The organism is Alishewanella aestuarii B11, assembly GCF_000280055.1.
GTDB classification, from domain to species: Bacteria; Pseudomonadota; Gammaproteobacteria; order Enterobacterales; family Alteromonadaceae; genus Alishewanella; species Alishewanella aestuarii.
Genome location: NZ_ALAB01000021.1, coordinates 1 through 26,984, shown reverse-complemented (window position 1 = coordinate 26,984; position 26,984 = coordinate 1). Strand labels below are relative to the sequence as shown.

22 protein-coding genes are annotated in these 26,984 nt (G+C 52.0%); 10 read left to right on the top strand and 12 right to left on the bottom strand.

The genetic code is table 11. The features are described from left to right. Window positions 1–80: 80 nt before the first annotated feature. The 6 genes from AEST_RS07295 (at window position 81) to AEST_RS07270 (ending at window position 7,331) form a co-directional block, all read left to right on the top strand. Window positions 81–872, top strand: a complete 792-nt coding sequence (locus tag AEST_RS07295; RefSeq protein WP_008608124.1) for an enoyl-CoA hydratase/isomerase family protein — start codon at window positions 81–83, stop codon at window positions 870–872. A gap of 81 nt (window positions 873–953) precedes the next feature. After that, window positions 954–2,936: an acetyl/propionyl/methylcrotonyl-CoA carboxylase subunit alpha gene (locus AEST_RS07290; RefSeq protein WP_008608121.1), complete on the top strand. Its 1,983-nt coding sequence runs from the start codon at window positions 954–956 to the stop codon at window positions 2,934–2,936. Further along, a complete protein-coding gene (locus tag AEST_RS07285) occupies window positions 2,933–3,847 on the top strand; it encodes a hydroxymethylglutaryl-CoA lyase (protein ID WP_008608119.1) in 915 nt (304 codons plus the stop codon). The genes AEST_RS07290 and AEST_RS07285 overlap by 4 nt, the downstream gene beginning before the upstream one ends. 454 nt (window positions 3,848–4,301) lie before the next feature. Continuing rightward, entirely contained in the window at window positions 4,302–5,003 is a 702-nt protein-coding gene (locus AEST_RS07280; protein WP_008608117.1) for a CoA transferase subunit A, read from the top strand. A gap of 10 nt (window positions 5,004–5,013) precedes the next feature. Next, window positions 5,014–5,673 (top strand): CoA transferase subunit B, encoded by a 660-nt coding sequence (locus AEST_RS07275; RefSeq protein WP_008608116.1) that lies wholly within the window; start codon window positions 5,014–5,016, stop codon window positions 5,671–5,673. 146 nt (window positions 5,674–5,819) lie between these two features. Then, on the top strand, window positions 5,820–7,331 hold the full coding sequence (locus AEST_RS07270) for a leucyl aminopeptidase (protein WP_008608115.1): 1,512 nt from the start codon (window positions 5,820–5,822) through the stop codon (window positions 7,329–7,331). A 941-nt stretch (window positions 7,332–8,272) separates the two neighbouring features. Here AEST_RS07270 and AEST_RS07265 read toward each other — a convergent pair. Then, the gene (locus AEST_RS07265; protein WP_008608114.1) at window positions 8,273–9,154 is read right to left on the bottom strand and encodes an NAD(P)-dependent oxidoreductase; all 882 of its coding nucleotides are present in this window, start codon (window positions 9,152–9,154) and stop codon (window positions 8,273–8,275) included. Between the two features lie 80 nt (window positions 9,155–9,234). On the opposite strand from AEST_RS07265, the gene AEST_RS07260 reads away from it, so the two are divergent. Further along, window positions 9,235–9,714 carry a glutathione peroxidase gene (locus AEST_RS07260; protein ID WP_008608113.1) on the top strand — a complete coding sequence of 160 codons (480 nt, stop codon included), beginning with the start codon at window positions 9,235–9,237 and terminating at the stop codon, window positions 9,712–9,714. Between the two features lie 70 nt (window positions 9,715–9,784). Further along, a complete protein-coding gene (locus AEST_RS07255) occupies window positions 9,785–10,765 on the top strand; it encodes a 2-hydroxyacid dehydrogenase (protein ID WP_008608112.1) in 981 nt (326 codons plus the stop codon). An 82-nt stretch (window positions 10,766–10,847) separates the two neighbouring features. Here the strand turns inward: AEST_RS07255 and AEST_RS07250 are convergent, their stop codons facing one another. After that, a complete protein-coding gene (locus tag AEST_RS07250; protein ID WP_008608111.1) occupies window positions 10,848–11,240 on the bottom strand; it encodes a DUF2750 domain-containing protein in 393 nt (130 codons plus the stop codon). A 76-nt stretch (window positions 11,241–11,316) separates the two neighbouring features. After that, on the bottom strand, window positions 11,317–11,739 hold the full coding sequence (locus AEST_RS07245) for a YqaA family protein (protein ID WP_008608110.1): 423 nt from the start codon (window positions 11,737–11,739) through the stop codon (window positions 11,317–11,319). Window positions 11,740–11,965: 226 nt separating this feature from the next. Between AEST_RS07245 and AEST_RS07240 the strand changes: the two genes are divergently transcribed. Beyond that, window positions 11,966–13,516, top strand: a complete 1,551-nt coding sequence (locus AEST_RS07240; protein WP_008608109.1) for a methyl-accepting chemotaxis protein — start codon at window positions 11,966–11,968, stop codon at window positions 13,514–13,516. A gap of 29 nt (window positions 13,517–13,545) precedes the next feature. Here AEST_RS07240 and AEST_RS07235 read toward each other — a convergent pair whose 3' ends face one another. From AEST_RS07235 to AEST_RS07195, 9 genes are all read right to left on the bottom strand, one after another. After that, a complete protein-coding gene (locus tag AEST_RS07235) occupies window positions 13,546–16,659 on the bottom strand; it encodes an error-prone DNA polymerase (RefSeq protein WP_008608107.1) in 3,114 nt (1,037 codons plus the stop codon). A gap of 9 nt (window positions 16,660–16,668) precedes the next feature. After that, entirely contained in the window at window positions 16,669–18,072 is a 1,404-nt protein-coding gene (locus AEST_RS07230; protein ID WP_008608105.1) for a Y-family DNA polymerase, read from the bottom strand. Window positions 18,073–18,082: 10 nt separating this feature from the next. Next, the gene (gene imuA / locus AEST_RS07225; RefSeq protein WP_008608103.1) at window positions 18,083–18,745 is read right to left on the bottom strand and encodes a translesion DNA synthesis-associated protein ImuA; all 663 of its coding nucleotides are present in this window, start codon (window positions 18,743–18,745) and stop codon (window positions 18,083–18,085) included. Window positions 18,746–18,872: 127 nt separating this feature from the next. Then, window positions 18,873–20,027, bottom strand: a complete 1,155-nt coding sequence (gene rlmC, locus AEST_RS07220; protein WP_008608101.1) for a 23S rRNA (uracil(747)-C(5))-methyltransferase RlmC — start codon at window positions 20,025–20,027, stop codon at window positions 18,873–18,875. Between the two features lie 5 nt (window positions 20,028–20,032). Further along, window positions 20,033–21,286, bottom strand: a complete 1,254-nt coding sequence (locus AEST_RS07215) for an alkaline phosphatase family protein (protein ID WP_008608095.1) — start codon at window positions 21,284–21,286, stop codon at window positions 20,033–20,035. Between the two features lie 141 nt (window positions 21,287–21,427). Beyond that, a complete protein-coding gene (thpR, locus tag AEST_RS07210; protein ID WP_008608094.1) occupies window positions 21,428–21,952 on the bottom strand; it encodes an RNA 2',3'-cyclic phosphodiesterase in 525 nt (174 codons plus the stop codon). A 3-nt stretch (window positions 21,953–21,955) separates the two neighbouring features. Continuing rightward, window positions 21,956–24,265, bottom strand: a complete 2,310-nt coding sequence (locus AEST_RS07205; RefSeq protein WP_039925259.1) for a YgiQ family radical SAM protein — start codon at window positions 24,263–24,265, stop codon at window positions 21,956–21,958. Window positions 24,266–24,430: 165 nt separating this feature from the next. After that, a complete protein-coding gene (locus tag AEST_RS07200) occupies window positions 24,431–24,733 on the bottom strand; it encodes a helix-turn-helix domain-containing protein (RefSeq protein ID WP_008608092.1) in 303 nt (100 codons plus the stop codon). A 5-nt stretch (window positions 24,734–24,738) separates the two neighbouring features. After that, window positions 24,739–25,089 (bottom strand): type II toxin-antitoxin system RelE/ParE family toxin, encoded by a 351-nt coding sequence (locus AEST_RS07195; RefSeq protein WP_039925258.1) that lies wholly within the window; start codon window positions 25,087–25,089, stop codon window positions 24,739–24,741. Window positions 25,090–25,389: 300 nt separating this feature from the next. On the opposite strand from AEST_RS07195, the gene AEST_RS07190 reads away from it, so the two are divergent. Beyond that, window positions 25,390–26,961: a transposase gene (locus AEST_RS07190; RefSeq protein WP_039925223.1), complete on the top strand. Its 1,572-nt coding sequence runs from the start codon at window positions 25,390–25,392 to the stop codon at window positions 26,959–26,961. The last annotated feature ends 23 nt before the right edge of the window (window positions 26,962–26,984 follow it).

Genomic DNA, 26,984 nt, shown 5'->3' with positions numbered 1-26,984 from the left:
GTGCTCGTCATCGGATGCACTGAACCGGGGGCCGCAGATTCCAGTTCAGAACACAGCAAGAATAACGGAGCGACATCATTATGAGCCAACATTATACCGAAATCAGCATTGACTCCCGCGGTGTCGCTAACCTGATCCTAAATCGCCCGGAAGTCCACAACGCCTTCGACGACCAGATGATCGCAGAATTGATCAGGGTACTGGACCAGTTGGCTGCCGACGATAAGGTCAAAGTATTAACGCTAAGCGCCCGCGGTAAAAACTTCTCGGCCGGTGCTGATCTCAACTGGATGCGCTCAATGGCGCAAAAAAACTACCAGCAAAATCTGGACGATGCCAACGAACTGGCCGCACTGATGCATAAGCTGGATAAATTTCCTAAACCTACCATCGCGCTGGTACAGGGCGCCGCCTTTGGTGGCGCTGTGGGTTTAGTCGCATGCTGTGATATGGCATTGGCCGAACAAGGCGCCAGTTTTTGCCTGAGCGAAGTAAAAATCGGCCTGATCCCGGCGGTAATCAGCCCCTATGTCATGCGGGCGCTGGGTGAGCGCCAGTGCCGGCGTTACTTTTTAACTGCCGAGCGCTTTAGTTCAGACAGCGCCTTAACTCTGGGCTTATTGCATCAGGTTGTCGCTGCCGGTGAACTGGAATCTCAATCTGAAACGCTGATCAACAGCCTGCTGCAAAATAGTCCTGCAGCAGTGACTAGTGCCAAACAGCTGATCCAGCATATCTACCAGCGCCCGATTAATGCCGAACTGATTGGTGATACCACCGCAGCTATTGCCTCAATTCGGGTTTCGGCAGAAGGCCAGGAAGGCTTAACGGCCTTTTTAGAAAAGCGCAAGCCAGGCTGGTTGACGAATTAACAGCAAAAACGTAAAGCACAGCATTATCACGAATAACGCCAGCCGGAGATGATACCGGCCAACTCAGCAGGATAAGGAAGTATGTTCCGTAAAATACTGATAGCAAACCGCGGCGAAATCGCTTGCCGGGTGATCGACACCGCACACAAGCTGGGTATTCGCTGTGTGGCAGTTTACTCAGAAGCCGATGCCAACGCCCGCCATGTGCGTCTGGCCGACGAAGCCTTTTTACTTGGCCCTGCCGCCAGTAAAGATTCTTACCTGCGGGCGGACAAAATCCTCGCTATTGCCAAACAAAGCGGCGCCGAGGCGATTCACCCTGGCTACGGCTTTTTATCTGAGAACGAAGACTTTGCCCGCGCCTGTGCTGAAGCCGGTGTGGTCTTTATTGGCCCACCGGTGCCAGCTATTGCAGCCATGGGTTCAAAAAGCGCGGCCAAGAAAATTATGCAGCACGCCGGCGTGCCGTTAGTACCGGGCTATCATGGCGATGATCAAAGTGATGCCACCCTGGCTGCTGAGTCTGCCAAAATTGGCTATCCGCAATTGTTAAAAGCCGCCTATGGTGGCGGCGGTAAAGGTATGCGCGTGGTCTGGAACGCCGATGAATTTGCCCCGGCACTGGCCAGCGCCCGCCGCGAAGCCAAGGCCAGTTTTGGCAACGACAAAATGTTGCTGGAGCGCTACCTGACCAAACCACGCCATGTCGAAATTCAGGTGTTTGCCGACAACCACGGCAATGCGGTTTATCTGGCCGAGCGTGACTGCTCGATTCAGCGTCGGCATCAAAAAGTGATTGAAGAAGCACCGGCGCCGAATTTTACCCCGGCACAGCGTCAGGCGATGGGTGAAGCGGCAGTAAAGGCGGCTCAGGCGATTGATTATCGTGGTGCCGGTACCGTCGAATTCCTGTTTGACGAAGACGGCTCCTTCTATTTTATGGAAATGAATACCCGGTTACAGGTTGAACACCCGGTCACCGAGATGATCACCGGTCAGGATTTAGTGCAATGGCAATTACTGGTCGCAGCCGGGGAAAAACTGCCGCTATCGCAACAGCAAATTCAGCTGGATGGCCATGCTATTGAAGTGCGGGTCTATGCCGAAGATCCGGATAACGACTTCCTGCCTGCTACCGGTAAGCTGACCTACCTGCGCCAGCCAGAGCAAAGCCGGCATGTACGGGTGGACACCGGTGTGGTCGAGCACGACGAAGTCACGCCCTACTACGATCCGATGATCGCCAAGCTGATTGTCTGGGATGAAAGCCGCGATCGCGCCATCAGCCGCATGCTGCGGGCACTGGATGATTACCGCATTGCCGGTGTTACTACCAACCTTGGCTTTTTAACCAGTTTGGTGGAACATCCGGCCTTTAAAGCAGCGGAGCTGGATACCAACTTTATCAATAAGCATCAGGCCAGTCTGTTTGCGCCGGCGCATAACCAGCAAAGCCAGGCGTTATTGCTGGCCGCACTTTATATTGTCAGTAAGCAGCAGGCACCCAGCTGTCAAACGGCCAGCAGCCCCTGGCAGTTCAGCCATGGCTGGCGGCTAAACGAAACCCCAAGCTTAAACCTGGAGTTAAAGCTGGGTGATGACAAGCAGCTGATTAACGTAGCGGCGCAGCAACAACACTATAGCCTGACGTTAAACGGCCAGACGCTGGATTGTCAGGCCAGTTTAAATGGCGATGAGCTGAGCGCTATCCTCGCCGGGCACCGGATGAAAGTGCGGGTTAGCCAGTATCAGGACACCATCAGTGTCTTTATCAAACATCAGCGCTACGACATTGTCTATCAGACCGAAGTCGCTACGGTTATCGATGCCGCCGATAACGCCGGCAGCCTGACCGCGCCGATGAACGGCACTATCGTTGCCGTGCTGTGTCAGCCAGAACAACAGGTGCAAGCCGGTGAAACACTGGTGATTATGGAAGCGATGAAGATGGAATATGCGATTAAGGCCCCTAAAGCCGGTACCGTCAATGCCGTATTCTATGCTGCCGGCGATCTGGTAAAAGATGGCGCCCAACTGGTGGACTTTAGCCCGGAGGAAGCATGAGTTTTCCCAAACAGGTCCGGCTGGTCGAAGTCGGGCCGCGCGACGGCCTGCAAAACGAAAGCAGCGTGAGCAGCGGCGCAAAAATTCAGCTGATTAATCTGCTCAGTGCAGCCGGTCATCAGTATATCGAAGCCGGTGCCTTTGTCTCACCCAAGTGGGTGCCGCAAATGGCCGATTCAGCGCAAGTTTTTGCCGGGATAAAGCGGCATCACGGCGTGACTTACGCCGCGCTCACGCCAAATCTGCAAGGCTATGCAGCGGCCAAAGCCGCCGGCGCCACAGAGGTGGCGATCTTTGGTGCTGCTTCGGAAGCCTTTAGTCAGAAAAATATCAACTGCTCGGTGGCTGAAAGCCTGCAGCGCTTTGCGCCGGTACTCGAAGCGGCGAAAACTGATGGTATCAAAGTGCGCGGTTATGTCTCTTGCGTGGTCGGCTGCCCTTATCAGGGTGAGGTTGCACCAGCTGACGTAGCTTTCGTCGCCAAAGCCCTACTGGACATGGGCTGCTACGAAATTTCACTGGGTGATACCATAGGTGTCGGCACCCCAGCTAAAGTCAATGCTATGCTGGATGCGGTGCTGGCAGTAGTACCGAAGGAACAACTGGCGGTGCATTTTCACGATACCTATGGCCAGGCACTGACTAATATTTATGTGGCGCTCAGTCGCGGTATCGCCGTCATTGACAGCGCAGTCGCCGGTTTAGGCGGCTGTCCTTATGCTGACGGCGCTTCGGGCAATGTCGCTACCGAAGATGTGGTGTATTTACTCAATGGTCTTGGCATTGCACATGGCGTAGATTTAACCCTGCTGGCGCAGGCCGGCTGGTTTATCACCCGCGAGCTGGGGAAGCAGCCTAGTTCTAAAGTAGGATTGGCGTTACAGGCCAAGTGCAGCCAAACTGGTCAGTAATTTAGTGCATTGCCTGATGGCAGCTTAAAGATCGGTGTAATGCCCTTAGCTGAGCAGATTATAGATCGGTGCAACGCCCTTAGCTGGGTAGTAATTTTCTCCACCGGCTTCAAGGATCACATCCCTGTGCCCTTTCAGCCTCCGCAGCATCCATGCTGCTGTTACGAAAATTCTACCGCAGCTAAGGGCTTAACTTACATAGCGGTTGCGAACGAGATGATAAGCATTCCGTGCACTTTGCAAGGGAATGTATTTTTCAGGGATGAAAAATGCACAAATTTGTCAGGAACAAATTTGAACAGCGGCACGCTGGCCCGAAGGGCAAACTTCAGGATGAAGTTTGTAACCGTAAGGGATGTATTCACAGCGTGTCCCGGCAAAGTTGTACGGTGTGCTTGTCATCGGATGCTCAGAACCTGAATCTGACATATACGTTAAAAACAGAGGACAACAAATGGCAGGGTTTAATAAAGTCGTACATAGCTACGAAGACGCCATGGCCGGCCTGACAGACGGCATGACCGTTATTGCCGGTGGCTTTGGTTTATGTGGTATTCCGGAAGGCCTGATTGCCCAGATTAAAAAAATGGGCACCAAAGATCTGACAGTGGTTTCAAACAACTGCGGCGTCGACGGCTTTGGCTTAGGCATTCTGCTGGAAGATCGGCAAATTAAAAAAATGATTGCCTCCTACGTTGGCGAAAACGCCCTGTTTGAAAAACAACTGCTTAGCGGCGAGTTGGAAGTGGAATTAACCCCACAAGGCACGCTGGCAGAAAAGATGCGCGCTGGCGGCGCCGGTATACCGGCATTCTTTACTGCCACCGGCTACGGCACGCCAGTGGCTGAAGGCAAAGAAACCCGCGAAATCAATGGCCGGCACTATGTACTGGAAGAATCCATTACCGGTGATTTTGCCATAGTACGCGCCTGGAAAGCCGATCGTTACGGCAACCTGGTATTCCGTCATACCTCGATGAACTTTAACCCGATGGCGGCGACCGCCGGTAAAATTACCGTGGCCGAAGTCGAAGAAATTGTTGAGCCGGGTGAATTAGAGCCCTCACAAATTCATACGCCGGGTATCTATGTGCAGCGCGTGATCAAAGGCAACTTTGAGAAACGCATCGAGCGCCGTATGGTTCGTCAGGGTTAAGGAGACAACAATGGCTTTATCACGTGAACAAGTCGCCATGCGAGTGGCGCAGGAATTAAAAGACGGTTACTACGTTAACCTCGGCATTGGCATCCCGACCCTGGTTGCAAACTATGTACCCGCCGGTATTGAAGTGATGCTGCAATCGGAAAACGGTTTACTGGGTATGGGACCCTACCCAACCGAAGCCGAAATTGATGCCGATATGATTAACGCCGGTAAAGAAACCGTCACTGCGATTAAAGGCGCGGCGATTTTCAGCTCAGCGGAAAGCTTTGCCATGATCCGCGGCGGTCATGTTGATCTGACAGTACTGGGGGCTTTTGAAGTTGACCAGAACGGCAATATCGCCAGCTGGATGATCCCGGGTAAACTGGTTAAGGGCATGGGCGGCGCGATGGACTTAGTGGCCGGCGCTCAGAATATTATTGTGACTATGACCCACGCCGACAAATACGGCAGCAGCAAACTGTTGCCAAACTGTACCCTGCCACTGACCGGCGTTGGTTGTGTTAAGAAGATCGTGACCGATCTGGCGGTGCTGGAAGTCAAAGACGGCGCCTTCCACCTGCTGGAACGCGCACCGGGCATTTCGGTTGAGGAAATTCAGCAGAAAACCGCCGGTAAGCTGGTGATTAACGGCGATATTCCGGAAATGCAGTTTAACTAAGCAGTAATGCTTATCAGACAAGGCGCCGCAATGGCGCCTTTTTGTTGTATCCGCAGAAATTCACGACAGATTACCCGCCGTTTTATTGTATAAATGCAGCCTTTTCGTCACTATAGCGACAAACTGAATTAACAGGAGTCTTGTCTATGTTTCGTTTAAGCGCTATCGCCGCCATCCTTGCCGCCAGCTGCAGTTTTGCGGCTATTGCTGACCAATTTCAGGTAAAAGCCAGCAGCAGTATTGCTGCCACTGCTGATACCCTGGTGTTGCTGGTTAGCCCGGACCAACTCAATGCTAATCCGCAACTGGAAGCGATCAGCAAACAAGAGAATTTTAGCGCCGCGCATGGCAAAACGCTGAACTGGCTGGCACCGGCTTCGCCCTATTCTCAGTATCAGCGCGTATTGCTACTGGGTACCGGCGACAGTGCTAAGTTGACTCCTTATCAGGCCAGCCTGCTCGGTGCCACCGCCGCCCGTAGCCTGAAAGGCAGCGCTGCCAATACTATCCAGCTTGATGCCTCATTAATTAAGGCGCCGATTGGCCAGGCAGAATTATTAGCCCAAATCAGTCATGGTATTGATTTAGCAAGCTACACCTTCACTCGTTACCACACCAATAAGCAACCTTCAAAAGTTCGCCAACTGCATTTGCTGAGTGCGGAGCAAGCGGCTACTGAACAACGTCTGGCCCAATTAACAGCACTAAGTGAAGGCGTAGCACTGGCTCGAGATCTGACCAATGAACCAGCCAATGGAATTTATCCTGAGACCTTCGCTAAACAGGCACTGGAGCTGCGTAAACTTGGCGCTAAAGTGACAGTAATGGATGAAAAAGCGCTGGAAAAGGCCGGTTTAGGCGCAATTCTTGCTGTTGGCCGCGGCAGTGCCCGCCCGCCGCGCCTGGTGATTGTGCACTGGGAAGGTAGCAAGCAAGCGCCTGTGGCGTTAATTGGTAAAGGTATCACCTTTGATACTGGTGGTTACAACCTGAAAACCCAGGCCGATTCAATTCTGCGCATGACCAGTGACATGGCGGGTGCTGCCGCTGTACTGGGTACCATGCATACGCTGGCGAAGCAGAAAGCGCCGGTTAATGTGGTTGGATTGATGGCTCTGGCCGAGAATATGATTTCTGATCGCGCTTACCTGCCAGGTGATGTGATTACCGCCGGTAACGGTAAAACTATCGAAATTATCAATACCGATGCCGAAGGTCGTCTGGTGATGGCCGATGCGCTGTTCTACGCCGAGACCAACTTTAAACCGCGCGCCATTGTTGATATTGCGACCCTAACCGGTTCTAAAGTGGGCGCCCTGGGGTCTTACTACGCCGGTATTTTCAGTAAGGATGATAACCTGGTTGCGCAATTAACTCAGGCAGGGGAGAAAACGCAGGAAAAATTATGGCGTTTACCGATGACAGATGAGATGTTACCGGAGTTAAAGAGCCGCATCGCCGATTTACGCAACACCGGCAGCAGCACCGGCGCTTCAACTGCCGCCTTATTCCTGCAGCAGTTTGTTAAAGACACGCCTTTTGCACATCTGGACATCGCGGGTAATGCCCTAAGTAGCAGTAATCGTGGCTTACAAACTGAAGGTGCCACCGGCTATGGTGTGCGCTTGTTAACCGAGTGGGTTTTAACCGCTGAGTAATCCATAAATAGAACCGGCTAGCGGCTTCAGCTGCTAGCCGGCCTTGTCACTCTTTGCACGATTCTAAAGCGTCAAGACCATTGCAACGCCCTTAGCCGGGTAGTAATTTTCTCCACCGGCTTCAAGGATCACGTCCCTGTGCCCTTTCAGCCTCCGCAGCATCCATGCTGCTGTTACGAAAATTCTACCGCAGCTAAGGGCTTAACGAATATCGGTGAGTCATGACGACTCACAAAAGAGTGAACGAGGCGGTAAACGCAGAGTACACTTTTCTGGGGACGTCTTTCGCATGGATGCGAAAGGGGAGCCCCCAGGGATGGGTTTACGGCGTGCCCCAGGAAAGTTGTACGGCGTGTTTAGCCGCCGGATGCTCATATCCCTACTCTGCAGCGTCCAGACCAGCGCAACGCCCTTAGCTGGGTAGTAATTTTCTCCACCGGCTTCAAGGATCACGTCCCTGTGCCCTTTCAGCCTCCGCAGCATCCCTGCTGCTGTTACGAAAATTCTACCGCAGCCAAGGGCTTAAATAGAATCTCTTAGACGTCACGAAAAACATCTTAGAACACAGCAGATATAAAACGAGGTGGTAAGCATTCCGTACACTTTGTAAGGGAATGTATTTTTCATGGATGAAAAATGCACAAATTTGTCAGGAACAAATTTGAACAGCGGCACGCTGGCCCGAAGGGCAAACTTCAAGGATGAAGTTTGTAACCGTAAGGGATGTATTCACAGCGTGTCCCGTCAAAGTTGTACGGTGTGCTTGCCACCGGATGCTTATATCACGATTCTGAAGCGTCGAGCCCATTGCTGCGACCTTAGCTGGGTAAACTTCAGGATGAAGTTTATAACCCCCAGTGAGGTATTCGCGGCGAGTCCCAGGAAAGTTGTACGGCGTGTTTAGCCGCCGGATGCACGAATCTTAGATAGTAAATGATCTTTTACCGGCTCAACCGCTTAATTAAACTCGACGTATCCCATCGTCCGCCGCCCATCTGCTGCACCTCAGCATAAAACTGATCCACCAGCGCCGTCAGCGGTAAAGCACTGCCATTTTTGCGAGCTTCATTTAACGCAATTGATAAATCCTTACGCATCCAATCCACCGCAAAACCGAAATCAAATTTATCATCCAGCATCGTCAGTGAGCGGTTCTGCATCTGCCACGAGGATGCGGCACCTTGCGAAATCACCTCGACCACAGCGGCACCGTCTAATCCGGCATTTTTAGCAAAGTTTAGGGCCTCAGCCAGCCCCTGCACCACACCAGCAATACAGATTTGATTCACCATCTTCGCCAACTGGCCAGAACCGGCCGGCCCGAGTAACTTAACGCAACGGGCATAGCTCTGCATCGCCGCCTCAGCCAGACTGTAGTCGGCTGCACTGCCACCGACCATCACCGTTAAAATGCCCTTCTCAGCACCTGCTTGGCCACCGGATACCGGCGCATCTAAAAAGCCCAACTGCTGTTTAGCGCAAGCTGCGGCCAGTTCACGCGCCAATTCGGCAGATGCCGTAGTATGATCGACCAGCACTGCGCCGGCGGCCATGGTGGCCAGTACTCCCTGCTCGCCGTAAACTACAGAGCGCACATCATCATCATTACCGACACACATAAATACCAGACTGGCGCCCGCTGCCGCCGCTGCTGGCGTTAGCGCGCACTTGCCGCCATACTGACTGACCCAGGCCTCAGCCTTGGCCGTAGTACGGTTATACACACAAACCTGATAGCCTTTTTGCTGCAGATAACCGGCCATCGGATAGCCCATTACCCCAAGACCAATAAAGGCGACGCTTTTATTGCTAATATTTGACATAAAAATGACTTAAAGCTGTGACATAGTGGAGTGTGAGCTTACAAAGTTATCAGCCTAATTGAAAGTCTAAAGGAATGACCATGACGACACTTTATGATTTTACCGTCCAGGACAATGCCGGTAAGCCGCTTGAGCTAAGCCAGTTTCGCGGTAAAGTGGTTTTAATTGTCAATACCGCCAGTAAGTGCGGTTTTACGCCGCAATATAAAGATCTTGAAGCCTTGCATAAAGAGTATCACCAGCGTGGTCTGGTGATTCTGGCCTTTCCCTGTAACCAGTTTGGCAGCCAGGAACCAGGCTCTAACGCTGAGATTATGCAGTTTTGTGAACTGAATTACGGTGTGACCTTTCCGCTGATGGGAAAAGTCAATGTGAATGGTCCGGAAGCCGCGCCGGTATTTGAGTATTTAAAAGATCATGCCCGCGGTTTACTAAAAAGCCGTGCTATTAAGTGGAACTTTACCAAATTTCTGGTAAACAAAGAGGGGGTGGTGGTAAAACGCTATGCCCCGCGCACTAAACCTGCCAGCATAGCGCAAGCCATCGAAGAATTACTGTAACTTTGATCTGGCGCTAAATATGCAAAATCAGGATCCGGTATTCTCCCGTCATCAAGATGGGAGAGAAGCAATGAAAATCGCTGTGTTCAGTGCGAAAAAATACGATCAGGACGGCTTTAGCCAGTGGGCTGATGCCAGCTTGCAATTTCGATACTTTGACAGCCGTCTGAATGTTGAGACGGTGAAGATGGCCGCGGGCTGTCACGCCGTCTGTGTTTTCGTCAACGATGATCTGTCTGCTCCGGTACTGCAGCTGCTATCCGAAATGGGCATCGAAATGGTCGCCCTGCGCTGCGCCGGCTTTAATAATGTCGATCTGGATACCGCCAAGGCGTTAGGGATCAGAGTAGCCCGGGTGCCGGCCTATTCACCAGAGGCGGTAGCCGAACACACTATCGCAATGATGCTGACCTTAAATCGCAAACTGCATAAGGCCTATAACAGAGTGCGGGATGATAACTTTGCCCTGGACGGTTTGCTCGGCTTTAATATGCACGGCAAAACCGTTGGTTTGATTGGTACCGGTCGCATCGGTCTGGCGACCGCCCGCATTTTGAAAGGCTTTGGTTGTAAGTTGCTCTGTTACGATATTCAGCCAGACGCTGAGCTAACCGAGCACTACACCACGTTGGAAAATCTGTATCAGCAAAGCGATATTATCAGCTTACATTGCCCGCTTACCCCGCAAACTAAGCATTTGATTAATCAACATAGTCTGGCACAGATGAAAGACGGTGTGATGCTGATTAATACCAGTCGTGGCGGCCTGATTGACACTAAAGCCGTGATCCATAGCCTGAAGAACCGGAAAATCGGCTATCTGGGTTTGGATGTCTATGAACAGGAAGCGGATATCTTTTTTGAGAATCTGTCTGAGCAGATGATTGAAGATGAAGTCTTTAAACGCTTACTCACCTTCCCTAATGTGCTGATCACCGGCCATCAGGCGTTTTTCACCCGCGAAGCGCTGCAACAAATCAGCCAGATCACCAGTGATAATCTGGTGGCTTTTGCCGGGGGGCAAAGTAATGGTAATGAGTTGGTTAACTAAGATTTATGCTCTTCATAGTTGAATTTACCTCATAAAAAAAACGGCAGGTTCCCCTGCCGTTTCTTCTGGTATTGCAGCTGGCTTAAGCTTCGTCTTCCGGCTCGTTTACCAGGGTTTCGGCTAATTCGTCCGGCGTTACCACCACGCCAGGACCGTCCGTATCCGGCAGTACAGCGATACTTAATTCGTCACCGTTTAAACCTTCAGTCCATTTTTCCAGCCAGGTATCGATGGCAACAGCCTGAGCGGTACAATTTGACCACTCGCCTTCGATCCACTGTTCTGCCAGCTCAGCATGTGGCCATACCGGAATGCAACGCTCGTCCTCGGCGCTGACCAGCACAAAGCCTTCGTCATCGGTCAGGATCCAGATCTGCTCCAGATCGGCGACGGCCTTAATAAAATACTCATAGCGCTGTTCCGCATCCAGCGCGGTGATCCGGGCCAGTTCTTCAGCAGTCAGTTGATAATCCATAGTGTGTTCTCTTTGCCAGTAAATACTGCTAATGATGACGGATCCGCTGCGCAAAAGCTATCAGAAAAACGCGCTGTTACCAGAGCTGATGTCCCAGCCAAATCAACAGCGCATAGCGTAGCCCCTTACCCAGTGCCACCAGCAACAAAAACAACCGGAAGGGTACTCTGAGTACCCCGGCTACCATGGTCAGCGGATCACCCACCACCGGTAACCAGGCAAAGAGTAAACTCCAGCGGCCATAACGCTGAAGCTGTGTTGCCGCCCGCGTCAGTGCGGCGGCTGAAATGGGAAACCAACTTTTATGCTGAAAGCGTAGCAACTCCCGACCAAGATACCAGTTAACACAGGATCCCAGGGTATTACCAAGGGTCGCTGCCAACCACAACCAAACAGGCAGATAGCCCTGCGCCAGTAAGGCCAGTAGCAGCACTTCGGAGGAGGCTGGGAATAGCGTCGCGGCGATAAAGCCGGTTAGAAAAAGTGAAAAATAAGCCACAACACAGTTCTGTCTAATCAGGTGCGGCAAAGTCTAGCATTTTTAACGGCTATTTTAGCTAAAACTGTCGGCTTTTGTTTAAGTTTGTCATAGGTAAAACCATGGCTAAGTCACTGGCAAAAAATAAGCTTTCCGATAGACTTTAGTCTAAAAGCCGCCGTTAGCTATTTACAAAGATTGCGGCATTCTCCAACCTGCCAAAAGTATTAGTGTTTCCGGAGTGTCTATGTCTACCCCGCTGATCCGTAATATCTTATTTCTGGTGATGTTAACGACACTGCTAAGCTTACTGTTGTGGCTGACCAAGCCAATGGTGGCTGTGTTTATAACAGTGCTGTTAAGTGCTGCTTTTTTATTTTTGCTACCAGCACAGAAAACGGCAGCGTCAGATCCCGCTCAGGCTCAGACTCAACCAACCTCAGATCGGATGGTCCGCAATATCACCGAAGCAACGTCGAAGATGGCAATAGGCGCGGCAGAAGTGTCCTTTTATATTGATGCCTTGATTAAAGATATTAAACATAGCAGCGATGATAGCCAGCAACTGGCCAATGCCAGCCAGAGTGTGGCAGCCGGCAGCAGTGATTTAAATCATAACCTGCAAACCATTAATCAAACGATAAATCAAACCGCCAGCGCCTCAGAGCAGGCAGATAAAAACCTGCAAAATGGTGTGGTGCGGATTGAAGCATTGGCGCAAGCGGTCGCCAATGCGGCAGCCGAATTACAAAGCCTGCGCAGCAGCGCTGATAAAATTCAGCATATCACCGAAGTGATTAATAACGTCGCCGCGCAAACTAATCTATTGGCGTTAAATGCCGCCATTGAAGCCGCTCGCGCCGGTGAACAAGGCCGTGGCTTTGCCGTGGTGGCCGACGAGGTACGGGCACTGGCAGGCAAAACAGCCGGCGCCACCCAGGATATTGCGGCGATGTTGCAGGAGATCCGTAGTCAAAGCAGCCATACAGCGGAGTTGATGCAACAGCTGGAGCTGTCCAGTCAAACGGTACAGCAGGAATTACAGCAGGTTGCAGCCGGGGTGAACCATATTAGTCAGGAGGTTAAGCAAGCCTCTTCTGCCTTACGTGAGATTGAACAGCTAAGTGATAACCTGCAGGAAAACAGCAGCCAGATCAGTGGCGCCATTGGTAATATCAGTCAGGCGCTGTCTGATATTGAACAAAAAGGCACCCGCATCGCCGGTCAGGCGGTAGAGGTGTCAACCGAGACAGAAACCATTTATCGTGAACTGAGTGATCAGACAACGAACAGCTTCTATCAGCCAATACTGGCGGAGGCCAAACAGGCGGCAACAGCGATTGCCGCCGCGCTGACACAATTGATTAATGAAGGTAAAGTCAGTCAAAGCGAACTCTTTGCCGAAAAATATCAGCCAATTGCCAATACCAAGCCACAAAAGTTCAGTACCGCTTATGACAAACTGACGGATCAGCTGTTCCCGCCGATCCAGGAGCCGATTTTAAGCCGGCATCAGAATGTACTCTATGCCGGCGCAGTCGATCGCAAGGGTTACTTCCCGACCCATAATAAAAAGTTCAGTCAGCCGCTGACCGGTAATTACGATAAAGATTTGCTGCAAAATCGTACCAAACGGATATTCAGTGACCGAACCGGTAGCCGCTGTGGCAGCAACACTGAGCCGATGCTACTGCAAACCTATAAAAGAGATACCGGCGAAATTGTGCATGACTTATCGGTACCTATCTATGTTAATGGCAAGCACTGGGGCGGCTTTCGGATTGGCTTTAAACGCTAACCTCAGCGCGTAACCGCCAGCCTTGTTGGCTAGTGAAAATCCCGTGACCCGGCCGGCAGAGCTTCCAGTAAGGGCGTCAGATCGGTCAGGCGTCCGGCAATCACATGCACGACCTCGCCTTCGCGCTCTAAAATACCATTTACCTGCAGGATCTTCGCTGTCAGATAGGGCTGCTGCTGTGCCAGAGCCGTCCCCTGCCATACCACAACATTAATATTACCGCTTTCATCCTCCAGCGTTAAAAAAGTGACGCCGGCGGCAGTCCCCGGGCACTGCCGGCAAGTCACTAAGCCGGCGACCTTAACCACCGCCTGTTGCCGCACTGTCGCCAAGTCGCTAGCCAAAGTACAACCGGCCAGCTTCCCTCGCTGGCGTAAATAGTGCAGTGGATGATAATCAAGACTAAACCCCAGCGCCTGATAATCTTCCAGCATCGCTTCGCGCTCGCCGGGTGGCTGCAGCAGCGGTGCCGCCGGTTCAGCTACAGCGGCAAATAACGGTAGCTGCGTTTGCTGATCCAGCAAATGCCAGCGACTGTTATAGCGATCGCCAGTTAAGCTCTGCAAGGCATTGCTACTGGCCAGCGCCGCCAGTTCGCGGGCATTTAATCCCAGTTGCTTTAACTGTGCCGGATGACAAAAGCCCGCCGCTGGCCGCTGCTGTAATAGCTGTTGCAGCGTCTGTGGGCTTAAGCCCTTAACCTGTTGTAAACCAAGCCGGATAGCCCAGTCACCCTGATGCAGGACCAATTGGTGAGCGGCAGCGGAGGCATTAATACAGACCGGCAGCACCCTAAGCTGATGACGTCTGGCATCCTGAATAAGTTGCGACGGGCTATAAAACCCCATGGGATAGCTGTTTAACAGGGCGGTATAAAATGCCGCCGGAAAATAATGTTTTAACCAGGCAGAAACATAGGCCAGTACTGCAAAGCTGGCGGAATGCGACTCCGGAAAACCGTACTCGCCAAAGCCACAAATTTGCTGATAGAGCCGCTCGGCAAAGTCTTGTTGATAGCCGCGGCTGAGCATGCCATTGATCAGCTTTTCTTTAAACTGCAACAGCTCACCGGTTTTCTTCCAACTGGCCATGGCGCGTCTGAGTTGATCCGCTTCGCCACCGCTAAAACCAGCGGCCACCATTGCCAGCTGAATCACCTGCTCCTGAAAAATCGGTACGCCCAGGGTGCGGGATAACACGCCGGCGACTGCGTCGGAAGGATAGGTTACCGCCTCCTTGCCATGCCGGCGCAGCAAATATGGGTGCACCATATCCCCCTGGATCGGTCCTGGCCGCACTATCGCTATCTGAATCACCAAGTCGTAATAGCAGGCTGGCCTGAGCCTTGGCAGCATGCTCATCTGTGCGCGGGATTCAATCTGAAACACCCCCACTGTATCCGCCTGTTGAATTTGCCGGTACACCTGAGGGTCATCACCATAGCCATTAATTGCCGCAATACTAAGCGTCAAGCCATAGTATTGCTGCACCAACTGAAAACAGCGGCGGATTGCCGTTAACATGCCCAAAGCCAACACATCGACCTTTAACAGCCCAAGTGTTTCCAAATCATCTTTATCCCATTGGATCACAGTGCGCTCAGCCATGGCCGCATTTTCTACCGGTACCAACTCATACAAAGGGCCGGCCGAGATCACAAAGCCCCCGACATGCTGTGATAAGTGCCGCGGAAAGCCGCGGATTTGCCCCACCAGCTGCACCAGCTGCTGCCCCAGACCTTGTTCGGTATTCAGTCCAAGCTGGCTAAGCTGTTGTTGCCAGCTGACCACACCATGGCGGCGGTTCAGGTTTTTAATAAAATGCTCCAGTTGCATTTCATTAATCCCCAGCGCCTTCCCAACATCACGGATCGCGCTTTTCAAGCGGTAGCTGATCACCGTTGCCGCCAGCGCTGCCCGCTCGCGGCCATATTTCTGATACAGATACTGCATCACTTCTTCGCGCCTTTCGTGCTCAAAATCTACGTCTATATCCGGCGGCTCCTGCCGCTCGCGGGATAAAAAGCGTTCAAACAGCACATTAATTTGCCGCGGATCGACAGCGGTAATTTCCAGGCAATAACAGACCACCGAATTAGCGGCAGAGCCGCGGCCCTGATATAAAATGCCGCGCGCTTTTGCAAACTGCACCAAATCATAGATGGTCAGAAAAAAGTACTCATAACGCAGCTCGGCAATCAGCGCCAATTCCTTGTTAATCAGTGCCTGGATCGACGCTGCCGGCCCTGCTGTACCAAAACGCTGCCGGGCTCCGGCTTGCACCAGTTGCTGCAAATACTGACTGGCACTAAGATCAGACGGCACCAGCTCAGATGGATATTCATAACGCAGCTCATCCAGCGAGAACTGGCACGCCGCAGCCAGCGTCACGCTCTGCGCCAGTGCAGCAGCGGGATAGAGCTTTGCCAGTTTGCTCAGGGGTCTTAAACAGGCCTCAGCATTACTAAGCAACTGGCGGCCTAATTGCTGGACCGGCGTTTTCAGGCGAATGGCAGTCAAGGTTTGCTGTAATGCCAGTCGCTCACGCTGATGCATTAATACCGCACCTACCGCCAGCTGTGGCAGTGCAAAATCGTGGGCCAGCGTCTGGCAATACGCCAGGTAGCGCGCTTCGCGATAACGCAATTGCCGCACTAGCGCCAGGTGCAGGCGACCACTAAAATGCCGGCTTAACAATTGCCCCCAGTACTGGTCCACTTCCGCCTCCCCCTGCGGCAACCAGAGTGCCAGGCAATGCTTGCTGCTGCGTAAATCCCATTCTTCCAGCTGGTAATGGCCTTTTTCAGCGCGCCGTCGGGCATTGGTAATAATGCGGCACAGCTCAGCATAGGCTTGCCGATCCGGACACAGTAGCACTAAGGACAGGCCAGGCAGCTGAAAATAACTGCCTATGATCAGTTTTAACGGTAATTGCTGCCGCTTGATTTGCCGGTGTGCCCGCACTACCCCGGCGACCGAACATTCATCGGTCAGTGCCAGCGCCTGATAGCCCAAAGCTGCCGCCGTGCTAACTAACTCCTCCGGCGAGGAAGCGCCTTGTAAAAAACTAAAGTTCGAACGGCAAAATAACTCCGCGTAGGCCACGGCCTCGGATGGCGGCGCTGCCGCTGACGTTTCGCTCATCGGCCCCCCTTAGCTAAACCAGCCTTGCAGATACCATTGCTGCTGCGGTGTGCGGTATACCCACCACAGCTGCCCCTGCTCAGTACGGGCCAGATAATAATCCCGCTGCAGTAAGGTGCCACTTTGCCAGCACAGTTGCTCCAAACGCTCGGCACCACTTAACAGCGTCACCGCCTCGGTTAAAGGCAGGGCTTTGGGCAGTTGTAAAATAGGCCTGAGCTGATAACAAAGCGCCGCATTCAATGCCGGCAGCGCCGCTACAGCTGATACCGATGACTCTGCCTCCGGCCAGTGACTCAGGCTTAGCACCGGTGTCACCACCGCCTTCTCCCCCAGGCGGGCCACCAGCATACTGAGCAGTTGTGCTTTGCTCAGCGGCTGTGAGCGCTGTGCCAGTAAATTACAACTTGCGCGCTGATCGGGTACATAGTCTGTTGCCGCCAATTGCAGCGCATACACCGGCTCTGGCAGCTGCAGCTGCGCCAGGTGCAGGGACAGTAATTGCTGCCAGTTTGCGGCACAGGCTTCACCGGCCCGGGCGCGGATCTGCAGAGGTAAGGGGCTGTGCTGGCGAAACTGCAGGGTAAGTTGCAAACACTGACACAGTAAGTTGGCCCGGCGTAAAAACTGCTGCAGTTGCTGTAACAATGGCTGTAACGGCTTTAATAACTGTGGACTTTCAGTAATTTCATAATGCAGCTGTAGTTCACGGTTAAATTGCAGCCGGGGTCGGTAAAATTGTGGTAATTGCAGTACTCTGCCCGTTAATGCCGCCAGATATTGCAGCACGTCCTGAGAAAAACGCCGCGCCAGCTCTGCTGCCGGCAATGCCAGTAAGGGACCTAACTGCCGGATCCCCAACCGGGCTAACTGCTCAATGCTAGCCGCCGGCAGATCGCTGGCAGTTAACGGACAAAGTGCCAGCTTGGCCTGCTCTGCCGCTGGCGTTAAGTACAGCGCGGCCTGCCCGGAGCGGGCCAGTAATTTTGCAGCCAGCGGAGTTTGCCCCGCTGCGGCCAGATATTGATAGGGACAGTCTGCCAGTTGCAGTTGGAGGTGCTGCCAGTAACGGGCAGGATCCGGGTAGAGTTTTAGCATGCTACTCACCCGAATCAACAAGGCATCCGGCGGCTGCAGCGCCAGATCGGCTGTCACCTGATATAACCGCTCCGCCAGCTGCTGCAGCTGCTGCTTTACCCGTGCCGGCTCAGGACTAAACAGCTGTAACTCACGACACAGTAACACGGCCGTTGCCACACTTTGCCCGACCTTGACCCCGGCTGCCGCTGCCAGTGCATTAACCCCCAGCAATTGATGTCGTTTCGGACATGCCAGCGCCATCGGTTGTGCCGGATATTGTACTGCCAGTTGATCAAGTTGCAGGCTGGGGAAATACAGATAAAGCCAGCGCATGACAAAGCCCTCAGGCGGTCTCAGCCAAGGCCGCGTGGCTGCGGGTCAGTACCGGATAAAGCTCAGGCCACTCCTGTTGCCAGTTAAGATAAAATTGTTGCCCGGCCCAGCCGGCACGGCGCTTTAACACTTTAAGCTGCAAACCTTGAGGCTGTGGCAGTAGCTGTAGCGCCAGTGCTAAAGGCAGTGTTAATTCCGGCTGTTGCGTGGTCAGTTGCAGCACTAACGCCTGCTGCGCCTGAGCTGCCAGCTGTAAACGACGTGCCGCCTTGCGCGCCAGCGTCCCCTGCCAGAGCAAGACCAGGCTACATAAACCACTTTGTAATAACTGCTCTGCAGCCCAGAGTGCATCTGTTTCACTGACACCGGAAAGCAAGAGCAACTGTGACGGGTTAATCCCCTGTGCCGCCAACGGCTCAGCCTGGAGTAACTGCGGCGGATTGATCAGCCCCAGCAGGCCTTGCTGCTGCAGTTGTTTGAATAAGGGTAACAGTAAACGCAACTCGCCAATTGCCGGCTGACTTTGCAATACCAGCAAACCGGACGCCGGCCAGCCACCCAGTTGCCGGTCAAATTCGGCATAACCGGAACTTAGCTGCTGACCGGCAGCGGGTAAGGCTGAGCCTTGCCAGAGCCATTGCCGCTGCGTCAGTTGTTCAAGTAAGCTGTGCATAGACCACCAATATACTGTTTATGTATACAGTATATTTGCTGGTGTTAAAAATGCAAGCACCCATAGAGTACCCACAGTCTGCCGGCTGTGGGCAAAGGTGTGTGGTTAGCGGGTTTACAAAAGCGGATCAGCTGGTTTTAGCCCGCTGCTGTAACAGGGTAAGCACTTCGTAATGACTACTATGGGCAAATAAATCAAAAAGTTGCACCCGCAGTAACTGATAGTTGTCTAACAGGGCCAAGTCAGCTGCCAGACTATTGGCATTGCAGCTGGAATAAATAATATAAGCGGGGGCCAGCTGTTTAATCGCCGTCACCAGCTCGACGCCTAAGCCGCGGCGGGGTGGATTCACGACCAGGAGATCCGGTGGGCTAACCGCCGCCGTGGCAAAAGCAGCGGAGTCCAGCGCCCTAAAATCGACCTGAGTCAACCCCAGCTCAGCCGCGGCCTGCTTGGCACTGGCAATGGCGGAGGGCGCAATTTCAATCCCGGTCAGTGTCATCTGATTGCTGGCCAAATGTAAACCAAAACCGCCCACGCCACAGAACAGATCCCAGAGGTGCCGGATCGGCACGCCTTGTTGCGTAAGTTCCGCAGTCCAGGTTGCCGCAGTGGCATAGAGCCGGGCAGCCAATTCAGGATTGATCTGAAAAAAACTCTGCGGGTTTAAATACAGCGGTACCTGATTAAGTTGCTCGCGCAGCAAAGCCTGCTCTGTTAACAGGATTTCTTCCGGCCCTTCCAGCAGCGCTGCCGGCTTGGGCTGTAAATTAACACTGACCACCGACAACGCCGGTAAGCTCGCCAATAACCAGGGTAAATGCTTTTGCAACGCCGCCAGACAGTTCTTTGAACGCAGTACCAGACGCAGCATAAAGTGACCACTGTGATAACTTTGCTGCAGCAGCACATACTTGAGCTCACCGCGGCGCTCGGCAATATCGTACGGGGTAAGCTGAGCGCGGCTAATCAATTGCTTAATCACCGCAAAAACGGCCGCAAAGGCTGGCGGATATAAGGGGCAATCGGCGAGATCAACTGCCTGCCCCTGTTGATTAATGATCCCCAGTAGCGGCGCCTCACAGCTGCCCTGCACCACCATCTTGGCTTTATAACGACACGCCTGTTGCTGACTTGCCACCGGCGCCAGGATCTCCAGCGGCGCCAAAGGAGAGACTAACTGCAACAGTTGTTGCTGCTTTAATGCCAACTGCTCGGCATAGGGCATCGCCAGCCATTGGCAGGACTGACAACGGCCTGCAACAAAGTGCGCACAATGCATCAGGCTTAGTCCCGCAATAACAGCGATAACGCGCGCGGATCACCCTGATTAGGCGCCGGTGTCAGGCCCACTACTCTGGCCATCACATTGTAAAAATCGACCATGCTTAATTGCGCTACCGTCGCCTGTTGTTTAAAGGCCGGTCCATAGGCAATCAGCATTCCCTGCATATCTGGCTCGGTATTATCATAACCATGGCTGCCACGTGCTCTGAGGAAAGACGGGTCAGCCTTTAAACCGGGTAGTAAACTGCGCCGGACAAAGATCCAGGGCTGCTCCGCCAGCAAAATAATCGGCGCGATGCGGACATGGTGTTGATGCTGAAAGCGTTCTGGCAACTCATGCTTGCGGTACAGGCGCATCTGTTCTGGGTTATAACGCCCGGCAATTTGCTGATACAGTAACTCTTCCTGGCCATCTTTCGGGAAAATGCTGACAATTTCACGTGAAAAGCGAACATTCTGCGTTAAACTGCCATCAAACAACTCATCAGCAATAATATACTTGCGCTGATCGACCTCTGCCATACCATGGTCGGAGCTGATGATCAGGTTAACCTGCTCCGCCTGACCGCGTTCACGCAGCGTGTGCACCAGATAAGCCAGTTCGGCATCCACCTCGGCCAGAGCCTGAGCCACCTGCTTTGAGCGCGGGCCATAGTTATGACCAGCACTATCCACATCACTAAAATACAAGGTGATCACTCTTGGCCGCTCGGCTTCAGGCAGCGCCAGCCAGGCCAGCACCTGCTCGGTACGCTCACGGTTTGGCGTCTCATGCACATAGGGAAACCAGTGGCTGGGCCGCTTACCTTTAATTTCCGCTTCCGAGCCCGGGAAAAAATAAGTGGCCGCCTTCACGCCCTGCAATTCAGCCGTGATCCAAATCGGCTCACCCTGCCACCAGAAACCATCTGCTACCTGATCCGCCATACTCATCGCAAAATGCCGTTGATGCTCAGGATCATACATCGAGTTATCAACAATACCGTGCCGCTCCGGGTGTAAACCGGTGACCAGTGAATAATGATTGGGAAAGGTTTTACTTGGAAATACCGGCTGTAATTGTTTGACATGCACACCACCTGCCGCCAGTTCGGCTAACATCGGCGCCTGATGCAAACTCAGGTAGTCATGACGCAGACCGTCAATTGAGATAATCAGCAGACTATTTGTGCTGGCAGCACTAGTATTAGGTGTGGCTGGTGGCTGATGGCAGCCAAGTAGCAACAGGCTGATAAAAAACACAAAAAATTTCATAAGTATCAGGTCCGGATCGAAATTAGCCTGATCTTAGCAACTCAGGCAGAAAACCATTAAGTGTACTGATTTTTGTTGACCGCTTCATGACATTTTGCCGGTTATTGCCGGCACTTTACCGAAAGCGGCCTCAGGCTTTGCTTAACTGATTAATTTAAAGCGCTGCAATGGCAAGTACTCCAGAACCTCGCCCTCTCGCCGTGATTGATAGAGCGCAAACTCCCGCACCTTAAGTCTGAGCGGCGTGACGCGCTGTTGCCCCTCAAACAGCGCCTGACGCGCCAGCGTAATATGCGGCCGATACTCAGCATGTGGCTCGGTAAAGCCCTGTACCTGACAAAACTGCGCCAGCTGTTGCTGCAGCAATAGCAAGGCTGGTGGTATCGATGAGGGCGCCAGATACAGAATTTTTGGCTGCCTAAAACCCGCCAGATAATCAAGCTCTAGCTCAAATGCAGCAGAACGAAGCTTTGCTGCTGATTGCAATAACAGCTGCTGTTGCTCAGCCGTCACCTGCCCCAGAAAAAATAACGTCAGGTGCAAGTTTGTCACCGCTACCGCTTTGGCGCCGGGACAAGCTTGCAGCGCCAGCTGCTGATAAGGCGCTAATAGCTGTTGCTGCTGCGCCGAAAAACACAAACTAAAGAACAGCCGCCGGCTTTCCACTGCTCAGCTGCCGGCACGGCCGGTTTTTGCTGCCGGTTTACCTTTGACTACCGGTTTACCTTTGGCTGCAGGCTTACCTTTTACCGGTGCCTGGCTGGCCGGCTTAGATGCAGCCTGCTCTGCTTTGGCTTTACCGTTTGCTTTGCCGTTCGCGGTGCTGTGCTTTGACCTTGCTGTGGCCTGCGCAGCCGGATTTAAGCCAGTGTGCCGCGTTAATGCCGGCTTACCACCGCGCTGTGGTCTTTGCTGCTGCTCATCTTTCGTCTCTGGCGGCACCAGACAGTCTTTACCCCGGCCAATCAGGTGCTGCATTTTCAAGCGGATCAGCGCTTCGCGAATGATCGGCCAACCTTTGGGATCATGATAACGCAGGATCGCTTTATGCAGCCGGCGCTGCCGCTCGCCCTTGGGCACCGGCACCACTTCAGTATTCGCTTTATTGATATTTTTCAGCGAATTCATTTCGGTATGATAAATGGTGGTGGCATTGGCCATTGGGCTCGGGTAGAAATTCTGTACCTGATCCAACCTAAAATCGCGCGCCTTTAACCACAGCGCCAGATTAATCATATCCAGATCGGTGGTACCCGGGTGCGAGGCAATAAAATACGGGATCAGATACTGCTCTTTACCGGCTTCTTTACTAAAGCGGTCGAACATTTCTTTAAATTTATCGTAGGCGCCCATGCCCGGCTTCATCATTTTCGACAAAGGCCCCTCTTCAGTATGCTCAGGGGCAATTTTTAAATAGCCCCCGACATGGTGCTGCACTAACTCTTTGACATAATTCGGATCTTCTACCGCCAAATCGTAACGAACCCCCGAGGCGACCAGTACTTTCTTAATGCCCGGTAAATTACGGGCCTCACGATACAGTTCAACCGTTGGGCTCTGATCGGTATCCATATGCTCGCAAATCGTCGGATAGACGCAGCTGGGGCGACGACAGGTTTGCTCGGCTTTCGGGTTTTTACAGTTTAAACGGTACATATTGGCGGTCGGGCCACCCAGATCGGAGATCACCCCGGTAAAACCGGGAACTTTGTCGCGAATATCCTTGATCTCCTGCATAATCGACTCTTTCGAGCGACTTTGGATAATTCGTCCCTCGTGCTCGGTAATCGAACAGAACGAACAACCGCCAAAACAGCCACGCATAATATTGACCGAGGTTTTAATCATCTCATAGGCGGGAATTTTCGCCTTGCCATACACCGGATGTGGCACCCGCTGATACGGCAAACCAAACACCAGATCCATTTCCGCAGTACTGAGTGGAAAGGCCGGCGGATTAACCCAGATATGCCGATCGCCATGGCGCTGCATAATGGCACGGGCACAGCCGGGGTTGGTTTCCTGATGTAAGATCCGTGACGCATGCGCATACAGCGGCTTATTCACACTGACCTGCTCAAAAGCGGGTAACTTAACGTAAGTTTGCTCCCACGGCTTTTGCCGCGGCGCCTGCACCATAATTGGCTTCGCTTCGACCTCAGCGGGCTTGGTTAAATCAATACCGGCTTTGGCAAATTCGGAATAGCTGCTACAGCCAACATCATCGGCGCCATAAGGATTCGGGATAGGGTCAATTTTACCGACTTTATCAATGGCGGTGGAATCGACGCCGCGCCAGCCCGGCAACGGCTCTTTGCGAATAACCGCCGTGCCACGTACATCCTGAATTTCGCTAACAGGTATGCCCGACGCAATACGATGTGCTACTTCAACCAGCGGCCGCTCGGCATTGCCGTAGATTAAAATATCGGCCTTGGCATCAAAAATAACCGAGCGCCGTACTTTTTCTGACCAGTAATCATAGTGCGCAATGCGGCGTAAACTGGCCTCAATACCGCCGATAATCACCGGCACTTCTTTGTAGGCTTCTTTACAACGCTGGGTATACACCGTCACCGCCCGATCCGGCCGCTTGCCGCCAATATCGCCCGGCGTGTAAGCATCGTCGTGCCGCAGTTTTTTATCGGCGGTATAACGGTTAATCATCGAGTCCATATTGCCGGCCGAAACACCAAAAAACAGGTTCGGCTTACCCAGGCGCATAAAATCATCTTTGCTGTGCCAATCAGGCTGGCAAATCAGGCCTACGCGGTAGCCCTGGGCTTCCAGCATCCGGCCGACTACCGCCATACCAAAGCTCGGGTGATCAACATAGGCATCGCCCACCACTAAGATCACATCACAGCTGTCCCAACCAAGCTTATCCATCTCGGCGCGTGACATCGGTAAAAAAGGTGCCGGACCAAAGCATTCAGCCCAGTATTTGGGATAGGAAAACAGGTCGCGTTCAGGCGCCATCCGCGCTACCGGAGCAGATTTACGTGATAAGGGAGCAGTAGCAGTGGACATAAAACAAGCACCTGAGTGTTACAAGGGCGCGTATTATACAAGGAGTGTCAGACAAAGGCGAATCAAGCCCGGTTAGACGTCACCTTTGTTCAATTTATGTTCTGCTAAACCATGCTATACCGTAAAACCATAATGAGTACCATCCGGTAATTCGATATCTAACCGTAACTTACCACCAGAGGCTTCAACATAGCGTTTAAGCGATGATAGCTTCAGATCGCGACCCGGTTTTTCCATATCGGACACTGTTGGCTGTTTTACATTAAGTGCTGTAGCAATCTCTTGTTGGGTCAGATTCATACGTTCACGTAGCTCAGCCAAGTGAATATTCAACAGTATCTCGGCGGCCTGTTCTTTAGCACTAGCTACCACTTCAGGTTTTTCCTGTGCCAGAATTTGTTCCAATGTTTTTGCCATCCTCATTACTCCTGCTGCAATTTCTGTAAATGCTTACGATATTCCTCATCAGCCAGCGGTATCATAATCTGATAGAAACGTTTTTCGTTGCCGGCTTTATGGCCGGCACACAGCACTATGCCATGTCGCCTGGGATCGAAGACGAAAAATGCTCTAATAGGATCGCCTTTACTCTGTACCCGAAGCTCTTTCATGTTGGCATACTTCGAACCTTTAATCGTATCTGCATAGGGCCTCGGCAACATGGGACCGCGCGCATTCAACGCTAACATTGCGGCAAGCACGCTGCCACGATCGGTATCGTCCAAACTTTCAAACCAGCTATCAAACAGATCCGTTGTTTCTATGTTCCACATAAGAGTGCCTCATCCAATATAGCTCAAAACCTATATAGATTAAAGCCTATATTCCAAATAAAAATCATCCTAAATAAAAATTAAGCATGAACGAAACGAAGTTCAAGATAAGAGTGGTTCTTTGTTAGCAAGTCGTCACTGTAATAGGCACTTAGCGGACTAATTAGAAATATTAGAAGTAGAACTTAACCAACAAACGAGTACACTAGAACACCGATCAGTTTAAAAATTATACAGGGATCGACTTTGTAACGTCTCTATGATCAAATGCGCAAATTGTTTCATTCAGAGTATTTGATTATGTCCTCATCACGTCAGTGGGATTGCCCGGTAGAACTGTCAAAAAAAGAGAAGTTTATCTGCTCTAAACTTAAGAACTCCGGCAAATTATTTGTGTTTCTTCGTGAGCAGCGCCATCGAATTTTTGACGCTCAAATGGAGCAACAATTGCTAACCTTGTATGCTGACCATCCGATCGGTAAACCTCCTGTGCCTGCGGCATTACTTGCGATGGCCTCATTGCTGCAGTGTTATGAACAAAAATCCGATGCGGCAGCCACGCTTGAAGCCATGTTTGATGTGCGATGGCGCATGGTTCTTAATTGTCTCTCACTTGATGATGAAATCGCCCCTTTTTCTCAAGGAACATTGTGTGATTTCCGGCATCGTCTGGTCAGGCACAATATGGATGAAGTGCTATTAGAGCATACGGTGAATATCGCCAGAGAATTTGGGGGCTTTGGTCACACACAACTTCGGATTGCCCTTGATTCCGCGCCATTACAAGGCGCAGGGCGTGTTGAAGATACCTTCAATCTGGTGGGCCACGCATTAGAACTCTTGGTCAGTTGCGCAGCAAAGATCCGCATGACGACAGAAGAGCAAATCCAGCTTGAAGCCGGCACACAATTGGTCGGGAAAAGTAGTATAAAAGCGGCGCTGGACATTGACTGGTCAGTTGCAGCGGAGAAACAGAACGCTATCAATACCTTACTCAAGGATGTGTTACAGCTTCAGCAGTGGCTTAGTACACAGGCTCCCTTGGTGTCCGAGCATAAGGAGCTCCAAGCCTGTTTGACCTTGCTGGACACGGTGCTATCTCAAAATATTGAGCCCGATCCTGATGGTGGAAGCAGGATAAAGCAAGGTGTTGCAGAAGACAGACTTATATCGCTTCATGATGGAGCAATGCGACATGGTAAAAAGTCCAGCTCCCGAACAATCAATGGTTTTAAACAGCATATAGCCGTTGATATAGACACGAAGCTGATACTTGCCACTTGTGTGCGGCCAGCTAATGAACCGGAACATAAAGCGGCAGAATGGCTCAAACCTAAGGTACTAAAGGTGGGAGAAGTTAAGGAGCTCAGCATTGACCGTGGTTATCTAGCCGCGTCGTGGACAGTGGAATTGTTTCATCTTGGTCATAAGGTAATAGCTAAACCCTGGACGTCGACCAATAAAGGGAAGTTCAGTAAAAAGGAGTTTGAAATAGATTTACTTAACCGCCGTGCGGTCTGTCCCGCAGGGCATAGTGCCGGATTTAGTCGTGCAACGCCGACTCAGATTCGATTTGGTAAAGAGCGCTGTGATAAATGTGCGTTGAAACCACAATGCACAGATTCAAAAACAGGCAAAACACTAACATTACATGTCAATGAAGAGATGTTACAAGGTCTAAGAAGGTTCGTTGAGACACCAGAAGGTCGTGCTCAAGCAAGGGAAAGAACCAAAGTAGAACATGCACTTGCATCTATTTGTAACCGGAAAAAACACAGGGCAAGATACATTGGATTAAGATTAAACGAATATGATCTCAACCGCACAGCAGCCATCACCAATTTACATATTAGCATGGCCATGGCTGCTTAGTTTTTAAACTATATGGTGCTCTA

Excerpts from the sequence above, each read along its gene's own strand:
- AEST_RS07230 (WP_008608105.1), bottom strand. The coding sequence starts at position 18,072 with ATGCGCTGGCTTTATCTGTATTTCCCCAGCCTGCAACTTGATCAACTG.
- AEST_RS07195 (WP_039925258.1), bottom strand. The coding sequence starts at position 25,089 with ATGTGGAACATAGAAACAACGGATCTGTTTGATAGCTGGTTTGAAAGT.
- AEST_RS07270 (WP_008608115.1), top strand. The coding sequence starts at position 5,820 with ATGTTTCGTTTAAGCGCTATCGCCGCCATCCTTGCCGCCAGCTGCAGT.
- AEST_RS07190 (WP_039925223.1), top strand. The coding sequence starts at position 25,390 with ATGTCCTCATCACGTCAGTGGGATTGCCCGGTAGAACTGTCAAAAAAA.
- AEST_RS07280 (WP_008608117.1), top strand. The coding sequence starts at position 4,302 with ATGGCAGGGTTTAATAAAGTCGTACATAGCTACGAAGACGCCATGGCC.
- AEST_RS07235 (WP_008608107.1), bottom strand. The coding sequence starts at position 16,659 with ATGAGCGAAACGTCAGCGGCAGCGCCGCCATCCGAGGCCGTGGCCTAC.
- imuA (WP_008608103.1), bottom strand. The coding sequence starts at position 18,745 with ATGCACAGCTTACTTGAACAACTGACGCAGCGGCAATGGCTCTGGCAA.
- AEST_RS07260 (WP_008608113.1), top strand. The coding sequence starts at position 9,235 with ATGACGACACTTTATGATTTTACCGTCCAGGACAATGCCGGTAAGCCG.
- AEST_RS07250 (WP_008608111.1), bottom strand. The coding sequence starts at position 11,240 with ATGGATTATCAACTGACTGCTGAAGAACTGGCCCGGATCACCGCGCTG.
- AEST_RS07265 (WP_008608114.1), bottom strand. The coding sequence starts at position 9,154 with ATGTCAAATATTAGCAATAAAAGCGTCGCCTTTATTGGTCTTGGGGTA.
- AEST_RS07285 (WP_008608119.1), top strand. The coding sequence starts at position 2,933 with ATGAGTTTTCCCAAACAGGTCCGGCTGGTCGAAGTCGGGCCGCGCGAC.
- AEST_RS07240 (WP_008608109.1), top strand. The coding sequence starts at position 11,966 with ATGTCTACCCCGCTGATCCGTAATATCTTATTTCTGGTGATGTTAACG.
- AEST_RS07205 (WP_039925259.1), bottom strand. The coding sequence starts at position 24,265 with ATGGCGCCTGAACGCGACCTGTTTTCCTATCCCAAATACTGGGCTGAA.
- AEST_RS07255 (WP_008608112.1), top strand. The coding sequence starts at position 9,785 with ATGAAAATCGCTGTGTTCAGTGCGAAAAAATACGATCAGGACGGCTTT.
- AEST_RS07275 (WP_008608116.1), top strand. The coding sequence starts at position 5,014 with ATGGCTTTATCACGTGAACAAGTCGCCATGCGAGTGGCGCAGGAATTA.
- AEST_RS07215 (WP_008608095.1), bottom strand. The coding sequence starts at position 21,286 with ATGAAATTTTTTGTGTTTTTTATCAGCCTGTTGCTACTTGGCTGCCAT.
- AEST_RS07295 (WP_008608124.1), top strand. The coding sequence starts at position 81 with ATGAGCCAACATTATACCGAAATCAGCATTGACTCCCGCGGTGTCGCT.
- rlmC (WP_008608101.1), bottom strand. The coding sequence starts at position 20,027 with ATGCATTGTGCGCACTTTGTTGCAGGCCGTTGTCAGTCCTGCCAATGG.
- AEST_RS07290 (WP_008608121.1), top strand. The coding sequence starts at position 954 with ATGTTCCGTAAAATACTGATAGCAAACCGCGGCGAAATCGCTTGCCGG.
- AEST_RS07200 (WP_008608092.1), bottom strand. The coding sequence starts at position 24,733 with ATGGCAAAAACATTGGAACAAATTCTGGCACAGGAAAAACCTGAAGTG.